The sequence below is a fragment of the Bradyrhizobium sp. SZCCHNS30572 genome, from assembly GCF_032484415.1.
Classification (GTDB): Bacteria; Pseudomonadota; Alphaproteobacteria; order Rhizobiales; family Xanthobacteraceae; genus Bradyrhizobium.
Genome location: NZ_JAUESY010000008.1, coordinates 250,123 through 264,172, shown reverse-complemented (window position 1 = coordinate 264,172; position 14,050 = coordinate 250,123). Strand labels below are relative to the sequence as shown.

16 protein-coding genes are annotated in these 14,050 nt (G+C 65.7%); all 16 read left to right on the top strand.

The window, feature by feature from the left end; genetic code table 11:
• Nucleotides 1-141: 141 nt before the first annotated feature.
• Complete coding sequence (locus QX048_RS23720) at nt 142-1,233, top strand: hydrogenase small subunit (protein WP_315713499.1); 1,092 nt, start codon at nt 142-144, stop codon at nt 1,231-1,233.
• Between the two features lie 21 nt (nt 1,234-1,254).
• Nucleotides 1,255-3,045 (top strand): nickel-dependent hydrogenase large subunit, encoded by a 1,791-nt coding sequence (locus QX048_RS23715; protein WP_315713498.1) that lies wholly within the window; start codon nt 1,255-1,257, stop codon nt 3,043-3,045.
• A 13-nt stretch (nt 3,046-3,058) separates the two neighbouring features.
• Nucleotides 3,059-3,802 carry a Ni/Fe-hydrogenase, b-type cytochrome subunit gene (cybH, locus tag QX048_RS23710; protein WP_315825314.1) on the top strand — a complete coding sequence of 248 codons (744 nt, stop codon included), beginning with the start codon at nt 3,059-3,061 and terminating at the stop codon, nt 3,800-3,802.
• A gap of 14 nt (nt 3,803-3,816) precedes the next feature.
• Nucleotides 3,817-4,404 (top strand): HyaD/HybD family hydrogenase maturation endopeptidase, encoded by a 588-nt coding sequence (locus tag QX048_RS23705; protein ID WP_315825313.1) that lies wholly within the window; start codon nt 3,817-3,819, stop codon nt 4,402-4,404.
• A gap of 22 nt (nt 4,405-4,426) precedes the next feature.
• Nucleotides 4,427-4,717 carry a HypC/HybG/HupF family hydrogenase formation chaperone gene (locus QX048_RS23700; RefSeq protein WP_315825312.1) on the top strand — a complete coding sequence of 97 codons (291 nt, stop codon included), beginning with the start codon at nt 4,427-4,429 and terminating at the stop codon, nt 4,715-4,717.
• A 237-nt stretch (nt 4,718-4,954) separates the two neighbouring features.
• Nucleotides 4,955-5,401 carry a hydrogenase accessory protein gene (locus QX048_RS23695; protein WP_315769264.1) on the top strand — a complete coding sequence of 149 codons (447 nt, stop codon included), beginning with the start codon at nt 4,955-4,957 and terminating at the stop codon, nt 5,399-5,401.
• Nucleotides 5,398-6,261: a hydrogenase expression/formation protein gene (locus QX048_RS23690; RefSeq protein WP_315769239.1), complete on the top strand. Its 864-nt coding sequence runs from the start codon at nt 5,398-5,400 to the stop codon at nt 6,259-6,261. The genes QX048_RS23695 and QX048_RS23690 overlap by 4 nt, the downstream gene beginning before the upstream one ends.
• Nucleotides 6,258-6,470: a rubredoxin gene (locus QX048_RS23685; RefSeq protein WP_315752372.1), complete on the top strand. Its 213-nt coding sequence runs from the start codon at nt 6,258-6,260 to the stop codon at nt 6,468-6,470. The genes QX048_RS23690 and QX048_RS23685 overlap by 4 nt, the downstream gene beginning before the upstream one ends.
• Nucleotides 6,467-6,970 (top strand): [NiFe]-hydrogenase assembly chaperone HybE, encoded by a 504-nt coding sequence (gene hybE / locus QX048_RS23680; protein WP_315825311.1) that lies wholly within the window; start codon nt 6,467-6,469, stop codon nt 6,968-6,970. Before QX048_RS23685 ends, hybE begins: the two co-directional genes overlap by 4 nt.
• Complete coding sequence (locus QX048_RS23675) at nt 6,967-8,073, top strand: nickel-dependent hydrogenase large subunit (RefSeq protein WP_315825310.1); 1,107 nt, start codon at nt 6,967-6,969, stop codon at nt 8,071-8,073. The genes hybE and QX048_RS23675 overlap by 4 nt, the downstream gene beginning before the upstream one ends.
• Entirely contained in the window at nt 8,066-8,407 is a 342-nt protein-coding gene (gene hypA / locus QX048_RS23670) for a hydrogenase maturation nickel metallochaperone HypA (protein ID WP_315825309.1), read from the top strand. Before QX048_RS23675 ends, hypA begins: the two co-directional genes overlap by 8 nt.
• The gene (gene hypB / locus QX048_RS23665) at nt 8,407-9,384 is read left to right on the top strand and encodes a hydrogenase nickel incorporation protein HypB (RefSeq protein WP_316200732.1); all 978 of its coding nucleotides are present in this window, start codon (nt 8,407-8,409) and stop codon (nt 9,382-9,384) included. The genes hypA and hypB overlap by 1 nt, the downstream gene beginning before the upstream one ends.
• Nucleotides 9,381-11,648 (top strand): carbamoyltransferase HypF, encoded by a 2,268-nt coding sequence (gene hypF / locus QX048_RS23660; protein ID WP_316191439.1) that lies wholly within the window; start codon nt 9,381-9,383, stop codon nt 11,646-11,648. Before hypB ends, hypF begins: the two co-directional genes overlap by 4 nt.
• Nucleotides 11,648-11,884 carry a HypC/HybG/HupF family hydrogenase formation chaperone gene (locus tag QX048_RS23655; protein ID WP_315713487.1) on the top strand — a complete coding sequence of 79 codons (237 nt, stop codon included), beginning with the start codon at nt 11,648-11,650 and terminating at the stop codon, nt 11,882-11,884. The genes hypF and QX048_RS23655 overlap by 1 nt, the downstream gene beginning before the upstream one ends.
• Nucleotides 11,881-13,008, top strand: coding sequence for a hydrogenase formation protein HypD (gene hypD / locus QX048_RS23650; RefSeq protein WP_315825306.1), 1,128 nt, complete (start codon nt 11,881-11,883; stop codon nt 13,006-13,008). The genes QX048_RS23655 and hypD overlap by 4 nt, the downstream gene beginning before the upstream one ends.
• Nucleotides 13,005-14,045 (top strand): hydrogenase expression/formation protein HypE, encoded by a 1,041-nt coding sequence (gene hypE, locus QX048_RS23645; RefSeq protein ID WP_315825305.1) that lies wholly within the window; start codon nt 13,005-13,007, stop codon nt 14,043-14,045. Before hypD ends, hypE begins: the two co-directional genes overlap by 4 nt.
• Nucleotides 14,046-14,050: the final 5 nt, after the last annotated feature.

Here is a 14,050-nt window from a genome sequence, read left to right as displayed (position 1 = left end):
GCTCCGTCGCTGCGATCGCACCGCCTCAAGCATCTGAAATCATTATGATTCAAATCCAGCCGTGATGCTGGCCCGCATCTTGCTGTCCTTCTCGCCAGAACGCGATCAGATGATCGCCAACGCGATGTCAGGGGAGGACTCATGGGCGCGGCAACGGAAACTTTTTACAGCGTCATCAGGCGTCAGGGCATCACGCGGCGCAGCTTTCACAAGTTCTGCAGCCTCACCGCAACGAGCCTCGGCCTCGGGCCGCTCGCGGCCAGCCGCATCGCCAATGCGCTGGAGACCAAGCCGCGCACGCCCGTCATCTGGATGCACGGGCTCGAATGCACGTGTTGCTCGGAGAGCTTCATCCGCTCGGCGCATCCGCTGGTGAAGGATGCCGTGCTGTCGATGATCTCGCTCGACTATGACGACACCATCATGGCGGCGGCCGGCCACCAGGCGGAGGCCATCCTCGAAGAGACGCGTGCGAAGTACAAGGGACAGTACATTCTTGCGGTCGAGGGCAATCCGCCGCTGAACGAGGGCGGCATGTTCTGCATCGATGGCGGCAAGCCGTTCGTCGAGAAGCTCAAGATGATGGCCGAGGACGCCATGGCGATCATCGCCTGGGGCGCCTGCGCGTCCTGGGGCTGCGTGCAGGCGGCGAAGCCGAATCCGACGCAGGCGACGCCGATCGACAAGGTCATCACCAACAAGCCGATCATCAAGGTGCCGGGCTGCCCGCCGATCGCCGAGGTCATGACCGGCGTCGTCACCTTCATCACCACGTTCGGCAAGCTGCCCGAGCTCGACCGCCAGGGCCGGCCGAAGATGTTCTACTCACAGCGTATCCACGACAAGTGCTATCGCCGACCGCATTTCGACGCCGGCCAGTTCGTCGAGGAGTGGGACGACGAGGCCGCGCGCAAGGGCTACTGCCTCTACAAGATGGGCTGCAAGGGCCCGACCACCTACAACGCCTGCTCGACGGTGCGCTGGAACGGCGGCGTGTCGTTCCCGATCCAGTCCGGTCACGGCTGCATCGGCTGCTCGGAGGACGGCTTCTGGGACAAGGGCTCGTTCTACGACCGCCTCACCAACATCAAGCAGTTCGGCATCGAGCACAACGCCGACCAGGTCGGCATGGTGGCCGCGGGCACGGTGGGCGCAGCGGTTGCGGCGCACGCGGCGGTGACGGCCGTGAAGCGGCTCGCCGGCAAGCGCGACGACGCCAAGCAAGATCATTAATCGAATTCAGGGCAGGCAACGATGGGCATCCAGACTCCCAACGGCTTCAATCTCGACAATTCCGGCAAGCGTGTCGTCGTCGATCCGCTGACGCGCATCGAGGGCCATCTGCGCGTCGAGGTGAATGTCGATTCCAATAACGTGATCCGCAACGCGGTCTCGACCGGCACCATGTGGCGCGGCATCGAGACCATCCTGCGGAACCGCGATCCGCGCGACGCCTGGGCCTTCACCGAGCGGATCTGCGGCGTCTGCACCGGCACGCACGCGCTGACCTCGGTCCGCGCGGTCGAGAACGCGCTGGGGATCATGATCCCCGATAATGCCAACTCGATCCGCAACATCATGCAGCTCTGCCTGCAGGTGCACGATCACCTCGTGCACTTCTATCATCTGCATGCGCTCGACTGGGTCGACGTGGTCTCGGCGCTCAAGGCCGATCCAAAGGCGACCTCGGCGCTGGCGCAGTCGGTCTCGGACTGGCCGCTGTCCTCGCCGGGCTATTTCAAGGACCTGCAGATCCGGCTGACCAAGTTCGTCGAGTCCGGTCAGCTCGGTCCGTTCAAGAACGCCTATTGGGGTCATGCGGCCTACAAGCTGCCGCCGGAGGCGAACCTGATGGCGGTGGCGCACTATCTGGAAGCGCTCGACTTCCAGAAGGAGATCGTCAAGATCCACACCATCTACGGCGGTAAGAACCCGCATCCGAACTGGCTGGTCGGCGGCGTGCCGTGTGCGATCAATGTCGACGGCACCGGCGCGGTCGGTGCGATCAACATGGAGCGGCTGAACCTCGTCTCCTCGATCATCGATCGCTCGATCGAGTTCGTGCAGAAGGTCTATCTGCCCGACGTGGCGGCGATCGGCTCCTTCTACAAGGACTGGCTCTATGGCGGCGGTCTCTCCGGCAAGAACGTGATGTCCTACGGCGACATTCCGGAGAATGCGAACGATTATTCAGGGAAGAATCTCAAGCTGCCGCGTGGCGTGATCCTCAACGGGAATCTGAACGAGATCCTGCCGATCGATCACGGCGACCCCGAGCAGATCCAGGAGTTCGTCACCCACTCCTGGTACAAATATCCCGACGAGAGCAAGGGGCTGCATCCCTGGGACGGCGTCACTGAGCCGAACTACCAGCTCGGCCCCAACGCCAAGGGCACCAAGACGGACATCAAGGAGCTCGACGAGGGCGGAAAATATTCCTGGATCAAGGCGCCGCGCTGGCGCGGCAACGCGGTCGAGGTCGGACCGCTGGCGCGCTACATCATTGGTTATGCGCAAGGGCGACCGGAGTTCAAGGAGCCGACCGACAGGCTTCTGAAGACGCTGAACCTGCCGGTCACAGCGCTGTTCTCCACGCTTGGCCGCACCGCGGCACGGGCGCTCGAATGCGAATGGGCGGCGAACCAGATGCGCTACTTCCAGGACAAGTTGGTGGCACGCATCAAGGCCGGCGATTCCTCGACCGCGAACATCGAGAAGTGGAAGCCGGAGAGCTGGCCGAAGGAGGCCAAGGGCTACGGCTTCACCGAGGCGCCGCGCGGCGCGCTGGCGCACTGGATCAAGATCAAGGACACCAAGATCGACAACTACCAGTGTGTCGTGCCGACGACCTGGAACGGCTCGCCGCGCGATCCCAAGGGCAATATCGGCGCCTTCGAGGCCTCCCTGATGGATACGCCGATGGCGGATCCGGAGAAGCCGCTGGAGATCCTGCGCACGATCCATTCGTTCGATCCGTGCCTCGCGTGCTCGACCCACGTGATGAGCCCGGACGGCCAGCAAATGGCGACGGTCACGGTCAGGTAGTGGGAGACGCACCATGATGGATGCCATTGCACGTCCCGCCGAGGCAGAGCCCAACCTTGCGGCGATCGCGGCCGACGCCGCCGGTGAACACGTGGTCGGCCGGCCCACGGTCTATGTGTACGAAGCACCGGTGCGCATCTGCCATTGGGTGAATGCGTTCGCGATCGTCGTGCTGATGATCACCGGCTATCTGATCGGGACTCCGCTCCCCAGCGTCGAAGGCGAGGCGTCGGCGAATTTCGTGATGGGCTACATCCGCTTTGCCCATTTCGCGGCCGGACAGGTGCTGGCGGTGTTCTTCCTTGCCCGCATCTTCTGGGCCTTCGTCGGCAACCACCACTCCCGGCAGATCTTCTACATTCCGGTGCACCGCAAGCAGTTCTGGAAGGAGGTGCTGCACGAGATCCGCTGGTACGCTTTCCTCGAGCGTGAGCCGAAGATGTATGTCGGCCATAATCCCCTGGCGCAGACAGCCATGTTTACCGGCTTCACGCTGTTCGTGACCTTCATGATCATCACCGGCTTTGCGCTCTATTCGGAAGGCACCGGCATCGACAGCTGGCAGCACAAATTGTTCGGTTGGGTGTTCGCGATCTGGCCGAACAGCCAGGACGTCCACACCTGGCATCATCTCGGGATGTGGGCGCTGGTCACCTTCGTGATGGTGCACGTCTATGCCGCCATTCGCGAAGACATCATGTCACGTCAGAGCATCATCTCCTCGATGATCTCGGGCGAGCGGCAGTTCCGCGAGTAGCAGGGGGGGCCGGCATGGTCGATGAGCGCGGGCGCGATCGCATTCTGGTGCTCGGGATCGGCAACATTCTCTGGGCGGACGAAGGCTTTGGCGTGCGGGTGGTGGAGGAATTCCACCGCCGCTTCACCGTGCCCGACAATGTCACGATCCTCGATGGCGGCACGCAGGGACTTTACCTCGTCAACTATGTCGAGGAAGCCGACGGCCTGATCGTGTTCGACGCCATCGACTATGGCCTGGTGCCGGGCGAGCTCAAGCTCGTCCGCGACGACGAGGTGCCGCGCTTCACCGGCGCCAAGAAGATGAGCCTCCACCAGACGGGCTTCCAGGAAGTACTGAGCGCGGCCGACCTGCTCGGCCGCTATCCGCAGCGGCTTGCGCTGATCGGCTGCCAGCCGCTCGACCTCGAGGATTGGGGCGGTCCGCTGACGGCGCCGGTTCGTGCGCAGATCGCGCCGGCGATCGAGCTGGCCTGCGCCCTGCTGGCGGAATGGGGCTCGCCGGCCGTGTCGCGGCGTGCACCGCTCGCCGGCGACGAACGCCTGCTCGCGAACGACATCGACCATCACAGCTACGAACTGGGGGCGCGCACGGCCGATTGACCGCGCCGCGAGGGAATCCGCCATGTGTCTTGGCCTGCCGATGACAATCCTGGAGACCGATGGCGTCTCGGCGCTGTGCAGCTTCGACGGCGAGGAGCGCCGCGTCTCGGTGCTGTTGCTGTCGAATCCGCCGGTCGGAGCCAGGGTGCTCGTCTATATCGACAATGCCGTTCGCCTGCTCGATGATGAGGAAGCGCGGCTGATCGGCGAGGCGCTGCGCGGCCTGCAGGCGGCCGTGAACGGCGAGAATTGCGATGACTTCTTCGCGGATCTGATCGGGCGCGAGCCGGAGCTTCCGGAGCATCTGCGGTAGCGGCGTCATGCCCTCGGGCGGCGCCAAATTACTGATAACAAGATTTCCATATACGAAGTAAGTTTGCAGGCCTTGCCTGGAAAGCACCTTTCCAATTTCTCGCGCAATCCTTTAGTTGCAATAAAAACTTAATATATTTCAATGCCTTGAGCATTCCTGGCCCCGCGTGGGCGTCTGGCACGTCGATTGCTGATCATGGGGAATATGGCAACGATAACTGGTCAGGGAGAAACACCGATGGAAATGCAGCAGCGTGACCCCGCGCGCGCGCGAGGCGGGTTGCCGGAGGTCGATACGGGCACCGTCGATGCCTTTCTCTCCGAGGCTGATTGCGCCGGGCTTGTCGCCGTGCTGCTGTCGGCCGGGGATCCCGCGCGGTTTCCAGAGGCACTGGACGTGGCCATCGTGCTGCCGGAGCTGATCACGGCGTTTCAGGGCCGGCTGCGCGGCGCGGTCGTCGCGCGCGAAGCGGAGGCCGAGATCGGGGCGCGATTCGGCGTGCGTGTGCAGCCGAGCCTGATCCTGTGCCGCGGGGGAGAGACGCTCGGCCTGATCGCCAAGATCCAGGACTGGTCGGTTTATGTCGATCGCATCTCGCGGCTGATCGACCGGCCGCAGGGCGCGACGGCGGCGGTCGTTGCCAGCATCGTCCCAGTCCATCAGCCTGCGGGAGTGGAGCGATGAAGCCGGGATTCTGGATCGCGCCTGAAGGAGCCGAGGAGCCGGTCAACATCTTTCCGATCGGCGAAGAGGCGCTCGATACCTCCCACAAGGGGCTGACCGCCTCCGGAGCGCTGGCCAAGCTGGCCTCGCTCGACTCGGAAGCGCTGGCGCGGAGCTGTCCGCGCGCGGTCGAACTGCTGTCGACGATTGCATCCGCCACCGCGGCGCAGACGGCCGGCGCACCGACGCAATTATTCCGTCTCGAAGGCCTCAACGATCTCGAGCGGCGGCTGATCGACGACGTGCTGGGCGAGGGCGAGGTTGCGGGCGTCGTGGCTCTTCCCGACGGGACGCTGGCCCAGATCCAGGAATCGGTGCTCGCCGGCATCTGGCGGGTGCGGCTGGAAGCGGATGAGCGCCACGACTACATCGAAGTCGGCGCCGTGCCGGAGATCGTGTCGCGCGCGGCCGCCGACCTGACCGCAAATGACATCGCGATCGGACCGGTGCCCGAGGGCACGATGAACGCGCTGCCGGTGCTCGCCGAGATCCGCGAGCGCGCGCTGTCCTGGCGACCGGGCCAGCGCTCGCAGACCATCAACTTCACGCTGCTGCCGATGAGCCCGGCCGACATGAGCTTCATGCAGCAGACGCTCGGCAACGGCCCGATCCAGTTGATGTCGCGCGGCTACGGCACCTGCCGCGTGCTTGCGACCGGCATCCGCCATGTCTGGTCGGTGCAATTCTTCAACGCCATGGATACGATCATTCTCGACACCCTCGAAGTCGGCGGCGTGCCGGTGGTCGCGCTCGCTGCAGCCGAGGATTTCGAGGATTCGGCCGAGCGCCTGACCCAGATCATCGAGGCCTATTTCACATGAACGGCGGCTTCGAGAATTACGGTGTCCGCAGCGATCTCGCTGATGACGCGCTGTTGGAGTGCGGCATCTGCTGGACGCGCTACGATCCGGCCGACGGTGACGGCGTCGCCCAGATTGCGCCGGGCACGCCATTCGCGGCGCTGCCGGACGACTGGCATTGCCCGAACTGCGACGCGCCGAAGACCAAGTTCATGGTGGTCGAGCAATGAGCGCGGACGCGCAGGGCACGTCTGACGTCACGCCGGTCGCGTGGGGCGAGCGTCTCGCCGGCGTCTATCGTGGGATCGGCGCGCGTGCGATGCGCGAGCTGCCGATCTATCACGACGCGCTCGACGTCGAGGCGATCGGATTTTCGGTGGTTGAGGGCCGCATCCTCGGCATCGTCGTCACGCCCTGGTTCATGAACGTGGTCACTCCGGCCGCCCAGGACTCCGCGGGATCCGTCGTCAAGATCGTGCTTCCGGCCGGCTCGTTCGAGTTCACGATCGGCGATATCGCCGGGATCGGGCGGATCGCGAGCTGCTCGCTGTTCTCGCCGATGTTCGAGTTCGCGGACATGGCCGCGGCGCGTGCGGCGGCGGAGGCCGCGCTCGCCGCGCTGACGGCGGCACCTGAGGACGAGGCGTTGTCCAAGCGCGCCGCGAAGGCGTCGAGCACGATCGATCGCCGCGCGTTCCTGCGCGGCACCCTCTCCGAGGGCCGCGCATGACCCTCGGCTTTCGCAACCGCATCGACGTGACGCTGTCGGTCGCCGATCGGCGGATCACAGGCGTCGACATTCAGCCGCGCACGCGGCCGCCGCTGGGACGGCTGTTCGCCGGCAAGCCGGCCGAGATGCTGCTTGCGGCCCTGCCGCGGCTGTTCTCGCTGTGCGCCGGTGCGCATCAGGTCGCGCTGCTCTCGGCGCTGGAAGCGGCGCGCGGCGAGCAGGCGAAGCCGTCGACGCATCATCGTCGGATCCAGGCGGTGCTGACGGAACGCTTCGCAGAACTCATGCGCGGTCTGCTGATTGCTTCAATGGCGGACAATCGCAATGCGGCCCCGCTGACACAACGGTTGTTGCAAGCGGTTGCGTCGCTGCAGATGCATTCCGGCGCTGATGCCCCGCAGCAATCTCGCGCTGCAACCTTGTCTCAGATCAAGACGGGCATGGTGGCTCTGGGCATAGGCTTGCCAGCGGAGCCGGTTCTGCCGGGAACTCCGCTTGCATCGATGATGGACGCGGCCCGGAAGGCCGCCGATGATGGAGGATGGAGGCACATGCCGGCCGAGCATGACATCCTGTCGGCCGCCGATGATGGCGCCATCGTCACGCAATTGATCGACGTGGGATCTGCCTTTGCTGAGGCTCCCGAGCTCGACGGCCGCGTTCCGGAGACCGGAGTCTGGGCCCGCTATGCGGAGCGCCATCAATTGGCATCGGCTGGTCCCGTCGAACGCCTCTCAGCCAAGATCGCTGAGATTGCCGAGCTGTTCCGCTGGATCGAGACCGGCGAGGCGGAGGACCAGGCGGCCGATCCGCATGCCGTCGCAAGCTACGCGCTCGGGTCGCGGCGCGGCGGCGCCGCAGTCGAATGCGCGCGCGGCCGGCTGCATCACGCGATCGAGCTGGATGCGCACGGCGCGGTCTCGCGTTTCGAGTATCTGGCGCCGACGGAATGGAATTTTCACCCGCGCGGTCCTGTCGTGAGGAGCCTCACGGGGGTTGCGCTGCGCGGCACCGTCGATCGCCAGGCCATCCATACGATGGTCGGATCGTTCGATCCCTGCGTCGGCTATCACCTGGCGTTCCGGGGGATGGCCGATGCATGAGATGGCGTTGTGCGAAGGCATCGTCGAGATCGTCGAGCAGGAGGCACGTAAGGGCGCTTTCTCCACGGTGAAGACCGTGTGGTTGGAGATCGGTGCGCTCAGCCATGTCGCGCCGGAGGCGCTGCGATTCTGTTTCGAGGCGGTGACCGCGAAGACCCTGTTGCACGGGGCAGCGCTCGAGATCATCGAACAGCCGGGCACGGCATGGTGCCTGGGCTGCTCGCACGGCGTCGAGATCAGTCAACGCTATCAGTCTTGTCCGGCCTGCGGCAGTCATCAGCTGCAGGTCACGGGCGGTGAGGACATGCGGGTCAAGGAGCTGGAGGTCGAGTAATGTGCACGGTGTGTGGCTGCAGCGACGGCAAGCCCTCCGTCGAATCCGGTGATCATCATCACGATCACGGTAAGCATCATCAGGCTCATGGACACGATCACAGCCATGATCAGTCCGGACATCATCACCATCACGGCCATCATCATCATGATCATGTTCACGAGCATGCTCACCATCACGATGATGACCCGCATGATCACGGTCGCGCGCATGATCATCAACATGATCATGCTGCCGACCACGTCGACTGTTCGGTCAATCCGGCCGGGCAGGAGGTTGCCGGCCTCTCCAGCGGGCGCATCATCCAGATCGAACGCGACATTCTCGGCAAGAACAACCGGCTCGCGGCAGAAAACCGCGCGCGCTTCGCCGCGCATGACGTGCTGGCATTCAACTTCGTTTCCAGCCCGGGCGCCGGCAAGACCTCGCTGCTGGTCCGCGCCGTCTCCGATCTCAAGCAGAGTCGGCCCGTCGCGGTGATCGAGGGCGACCAGCAGACCTCCAACGATGCCGAGCGCATCCGCGCCACCGGCGTGCCGGCGATCCAGATCAACACCGGCAAGGGCTGTCATCTCGACGCGGCCATGGTCGGCGAAGCCTTTGGCCGGCTGCCGTCACTGCGCGGCGGGCTGCTGTTCATCGAGAATGTCGGCAACCTCGTATGTCCGGCCGCCTTCGATCTCGGCGAGGCCTGCAAGATCGTCGTGTTCTCGACCACCGAGGGCGAGGACAAACCGCTCAAATATCCCGACATGTTTGCAGCGTCATCGCTGATGCTCATCAACAAGATCGATCTGGCGCCGGTGCTCGATTTCGATCTTGCGCAGACGATCGAATATGCCCGCCGAGTCAATCCGAAGATCGAGGTACTGACGATCTCCGCGAAGACAGGCGAGGGCCTTTCGGCGTTCTACGCCTGGATCAGGAAGCAGTCTGAGCGGATGCGGGCGGGCGCAGCGAACGCGGTGCGGGGATGAGCACGCCCGGCCGGACATCGGCGGCGAACCATACGTGCCTCCGGCTCCGCGTCCGCGGGGCCGTGCAGGGCGTCGGCTTTCGTCCCTATGTCTATGGTCTGGCAACCCGCCATCGGCTCGGCGGCTTCGTCGCCAACGATGCTGATGGCGTGCTGATCGAGGTCGAGGGCGACGAGGTCGCCGAATTCGTCGAGTCCCTGCCGCGGCAGACGCCGCCGCTGGCGCGCATCGACGACATCGCCGTCGAGCCGATCGCGGCCGGTATCGGCACGGGCTTCCGGATCGCCGGGAGCGTGGGCGGGCGCGTCACGACGCGGATCGTGCCGGACGCCGCCACCTGTGCCGCATGCCTGGCCGAGCTGTTCGATCCCGGCAGCCGCTTCCATCTCTATCCTTTTGTCAACTGCACCCATTGCGGCCCCCGCTTCACCATCGCCGAGCGCCTGCCTTACGATCGCGTGTCCACGGCGATGAAGCACTTTCCGATGTGTGAGGCGTGTCGGTCCGACTACGAAGATCCTGCAGGGCGCCGCTTTCATGCCGAGGCGATCTCGTGTCCGCGCTGCGGTCCGCGGCTCAGCCATGGCATCGATGATATTGCCGCCGCGCTCGCGAATGGCAGGATCGTCGCCATCAAGGGTCTCGGCGGCTATCAGCTGCTCTGTGACGCCCAGGATGAGCAGGCGGTCCGGCGGCTGCGCGCGCGTAAGCAGCGCGACGGCAAGCCGTTTGCCGTGATGTTGGCCACGGCCGACGCCGCAACTGAGATTGCCGAGATCGATGCGCCTGAGCGCGCGCTGCTGGAGCGGGGGGCGCGGCCGATCGTGCTGTTGCGCTCACGCCAGCGTGTTGCGTCCTCGGTCGCACCAGGGCTCGCAAAGATCGGGGTGATGCTGCCGGTCGCTCCGCTGCATCATCTGATCTTCCATGTGCTGGAGGCGGGCCGCCGCGTGGCTGCCGACGGACCATGGGCGCTGGTCTGCACCAGCGCCAATCCGAGCGGGGAGCCGCTGCTGACCGACAACGCCGAGGCGCTCGCGGATCTTGCCGGCATTGCGGATCTGATCGTCACCCACGACCGGGACATCGTCATCCGAGCCGACGATTCCGTGCTTGCCGTCGTGGCCGGCGTTCCCCGCTTCGTCAGGCGTGCGCGCGGCTATGTTCCGGAGCCGATCCGGCTCGCGCGCACCATGCCGCCGGTGCTCGCGGTCGGCGCTCAGCTGAAGGCGACGGTGACGGTGACGCGCGGCGACGAGGCGTTCGTGTCGCAGCATCTCGGAGATCTCGACACGGCGGCGGCGATCCGCTTCTTCGAGGAGACGATTGCGCATCTCACCGCCATCCTCGATGTCCAGCCGGTCGCGATCGCTCATGACCTGCATCCGGACATGGCGTCGACGCGGTTCGCGCAGGCACACGGTCTGCCGACGCTGCCGGTGCAGCATCACCAGGCGCATGCGGCCTCCGTCATGGCCGAGCATGGCGTGACCAGCCCCGCCCTCGCGCTGGTGCTGGATGGCTACGGCTATGGCAGCGATGGCGGCGCCTGGGGCGGTGAGCTGCTGTCCTGCGACGGCGCGGGCTTCCGGCGCGTCGGCCATCTCGCACCGTTGAAGATGCCGGGCGGCGACCGGGCCGCACGGGAGCCGTGGCGGATGGCGGCGTCCGTGCTGCACGACATCGGTCGCGGTGACGAGATCGGGCGGCGTTTCGCGGCCCAGACACAGTCGCGCAACATCTCCATGCTGCTGGATCGTGCCGATGCTCCGGTCACCACCAGCGCCGGCCGGCTGTTCGATGCCGTGGCCGGACTGCTCGGTGTCACCACGGTGCAGAGCTACGAAGGCGAGGCGGCCATGAAGCTGGAGGCGCTGGTGCGCGAACCGGCAGCGCTGGAGCGCGGCTGGACCATTGCCGATGGCGTGCTGTCGCTGCGGCCGCTGCTCGCGCATCTGATCGCGCGTGATCTCGACGCCGTCGAAGCCGCGGGGCTGTTTCACGGCACGTTGGCCGCGGCCTGCGTCGACTGGATCGTGAGAGCCTCGCGTGCGACCGGCATCGGTACGATCGTGCTGAGCGGCGGCTGTTTTCTCAATGCGCATCTGGCCGAACAGATCGTGCGCGGCTGCCGGTCCGCAGGCCTCGATCCGCTGCTGCCGCGCCGTCTGCCGCCCAATGACGGCGGCCTCAGCCTCGGGCAGGCCTGGGTGGCCGGTCTGCATCTCACACAAAACAACATGATGTCTGGAGGGACCGTCTGATGTGCCTGGCCATTCCTGCCGAGGTGATCAAGCTTCTACCTGACGACATGGCGATCGTCTCGATCGACGGTGTCAGCAAGGAGGTCTCGGTCGCGCTGATCGAGGAGATCGCCGTCGGCGACTACGTCATTCTTCATGTCGGCCACGCGCTGGCCAAGATCGATCCGGAGGAGGCGCGCGAGACGCTCGACCTGCTCCGGCAGATGGGCGAGGCTGTGGCGGAGGTCAGACCATGAAATATGCCGACGAGTTTCGCGACAAGGAGCTGGCGACGGGTCTTGCGCGCGCCATCCGCGCCAAGGCCGAGCCGGCGCGCGCCTATCGCTTCATGGAGTTCTGCGGCGGCCATACCCATGCGATCGCGCGCTATGGCCTCGAGGACATGCTGCCCGACAATGTGCGCATGATCCATGGCCCCGGCTGTCCGGTCTGCGTGCTGCCGGCCGGGCGCATCGATATGGCGACCGCGCTGGCCGAACGGCCCGAGGTCATCCTCTGCGTTTATGGCGACCTGATGCGCGTGCCGGGCTCGCGCGGGTCCTCGCTGCTCAAGGCGAAAGCGCGCGGCGCCGACATCCGCATGGTGTATTCGACGCTGGATGCGATCGCGCTGGCCGAGCAGAATCCTGGTCGCGAGGTGGTGTTCTTCGCCATCGGCTTCGAGACCACGACGCCCCCGACCGCCGTGATGATCCGGGCCGCCGAGAAGAAGCAGCTGTCGAACTTCACCGTGTTCTGCAACCACGTGCTGACACCGCCGGCGATGCGCGCGATCCTCGACAGCGACGACACGGTCGAGATCGACGGCTTCGTCGGGCCGGCGCATGTCTCGACCGTGATCGGCACCGAGCCCTACGCGCCGTTCGCGCGCGATGATGGCAAGCCCGTCGTGATCGCGGGCTTCGAGCCGCTCGACATGATGCAGGCGATCCTGATGCTGATCGAGCAGGTCAATGACGGCCGCCACGAGGTGGAGAACCAGTACCGTCGCGCCGTCACCGCCAGCGGCAACCAGCGCGCCATCCGCGAGGTCGCCGAGATCTTCGAACTGCGCGACCAGTTCGAATGGCGCGGCCTCGGCAGCATTCCGGCGAGCGCATTGAAACTGCGGCCCGCCTTCGCGCATCTCGACGCCGAGCTGCGCTTTGCCATGTCCGAGCTGGTTGTGGCCGACAATCCGGCCTGCGAATGTCCGGCCATTCTGCGCGGCCTGAAGAAGCCGGTGGACTGCCGGCTGTTCGGCACCGCCTGCACGCCGGAGACGCCGATCGGCTCCTGCATGGTGTCGTCGGAAGGTGCCTGCGCGGCGCATTGGACCTATGGCCGCTTCCGCGACCATCAGCGGAGGCTTGCATCATGAGCATGCATCAGCGCCGGCTCGACATGAAGAACGGCTGCGTCGATCTCTCGCATGGCGCCGGCGGTCGCGCGATGGCGCAACTGATTGCCGGCCTGTTCCACGAGGCGTTCGGCAATGAATGGCTGGCGCGTGGCAACGACCAGTCGGCGTTCGACGTCGCCGCCGGCCGCATGGTGATGACGACCGACGGCTATGTGGTCTCGCCGCTGTTCTTCCCCGGCGGCAATATCGGCTCGCTGGCGGTGCACGGCACGGTCAACGACATCGCCATGGCCGGCGCCAGGCCGCTGTATCTGTCGGCGAGCTTCATCATCGAGGAGGGGTTTGCGTTTTCCGACCTGAAACGGATCGCCGATGCGATGGGCGAGGCGGCGCGCGAGGCGGGCATTGCGATCATCACCGGCGACACCAAGGTGGTCGAGCGCGGCAAGGCGGATGGCGTGTTCATTTCCACCGCCGGCGTCGGCGTGCTGCCGGACGGCCTCGATCTCTCGGCCGACAAGGCCAGGCCCGGCGACCGCGTGCTGTTGTCCGGCAGCCTCGGTGATCACGGCGTGGCGATCATGTCGCGGCGGCAGAACCTCACCTTCGACACCGAGATCATCTCCGACTCGGCCTCGCTGCACGGGCTCGTCGCCGACATGGTTGCAGCCGGCGGCGCCGGCATCCGGCTGATGCGCGATCCCACGCGCGGCGGGGTTGCGGCCACGATGAACGAGATCGCGCAGCAGTCCAATCTCGGCTTCCGTCTGCAGGAGGAAGCGATTCCGGTGAAGCCTGCGGTCGCTGCCGCCTGCGAGCTGCTCGGGCTCGATCCGCTCCACGTCGCCAATGAGGGCAAGCTCGTCGCGGTGGTCGCGCCGGAGCTGGCCGGCGCCGTGCTCGCCGCCATGAGGGCGCATCCGCTCGGCCGCGATGCGGCTGACATCGGCGAAGCGGTGGCCGATGATCACCGCTTCGTCCAGATGGCGACGAGCTTCGGCGGCGGCCGTATCGTCGACTGGCTGTCCGGCGAGCAGTTGCCGCGGATCTGCTGAGACGC

What these genes read in the sequence shown, in the direction of transcription:
- QX048_RS23720 (WP_315713499.1), top strand. Translation starts at nt 142, where the DNA reads ATGGGCGCGGCAACGGAAACTTTTTACAGCGTCATCAGGCGTCAGGGC.
- QX048_RS23715 (WP_315713498.1), top strand. Translation starts at nt 1,255, where the DNA reads ATGGGCATCCAGACTCCCAACGGCTTCAATCTCGACAATTCCGGCAAG.
- cybH (WP_315825314.1), top strand. Translation starts at nt 3,059, where the DNA reads ATGATGGATGCCATTGCACGTCCCGCCGAGGCAGAGCCCAACCTTGCG.
- QX048_RS23705 (WP_315825313.1), top strand. Translation starts at nt 3,817, where the DNA reads ATGGTCGATGAGCGCGGGCGCGATCGCATTCTGGTGCTCGGGATCGGC.
- QX048_RS23700 (WP_315825312.1), top strand. Translation starts at nt 4,427, where the DNA reads ATGTGTCTTGGCCTGCCGATGACAATCCTGGAGACCGATGGCGTCTCG.
- QX048_RS23695 (WP_315769264.1), top strand. Translation starts at nt 4,955, where the DNA reads ATGGAAATGCAGCAGCGTGACCCCGCGCGCGCGCGAGGCGGGTTGCCG.
- QX048_RS23690 (WP_315769239.1), top strand. Translation starts at nt 5,398, where the DNA reads ATGAAGCCGGGATTCTGGATCGCGCCTGAAGGAGCCGAGGAGCCGGTC.
- QX048_RS23685 (WP_315752372.1), top strand. Translation starts at nt 6,258, where the DNA reads ATGAACGGCGGCTTCGAGAATTACGGTGTCCGCAGCGATCTCGCTGAT.
- hybE (WP_315825311.1), top strand. Translation starts at nt 6,467, where the DNA reads ATGAGCGCGGACGCGCAGGGCACGTCTGACGTCACGCCGGTCGCGTGG.
- QX048_RS23675 (WP_315825310.1), top strand. Translation starts at nt 6,967, where the DNA reads ATGACCCTCGGCTTTCGCAACCGCATCGACGTGACGCTGTCGGTCGCC.
- hypA (WP_315825309.1), top strand. Translation starts at nt 8,066, where the DNA reads ATGCATGAGATGGCGTTGTGCGAAGGCATCGTCGAGATCGTCGAGCAG.
- hypB (WP_316200732.1), top strand. Translation starts at nt 8,407, where the DNA reads ATGTGCACGGTGTGTGGCTGCAGCGACGGCAAGCCCTCCGTCGAATCC.
- hypF (WP_316191439.1), top strand. Translation starts at nt 9,381, where the DNA reads ATGAGCACGCCCGGCCGGACATCGGCGGCGAACCATACGTGCCTCCGG.
- QX048_RS23655 (WP_315713487.1), top strand. Translation starts at nt 11,648, where the DNA reads ATGTGCCTGGCCATTCCTGCCGAGGTGATCAAGCTTCTACCTGACGAC.
- hypD (WP_315825306.1), top strand. Translation starts at nt 11,881, where the DNA reads ATGAAATATGCCGACGAGTTTCGCGACAAGGAGCTGGCGACGGGTCTT.
- hypE (WP_315825305.1), top strand. Translation starts at nt 13,005, where the DNA reads ATGAGCATGCATCAGCGCCGGCTCGACATGAAGAACGGCTGCGTCGAT.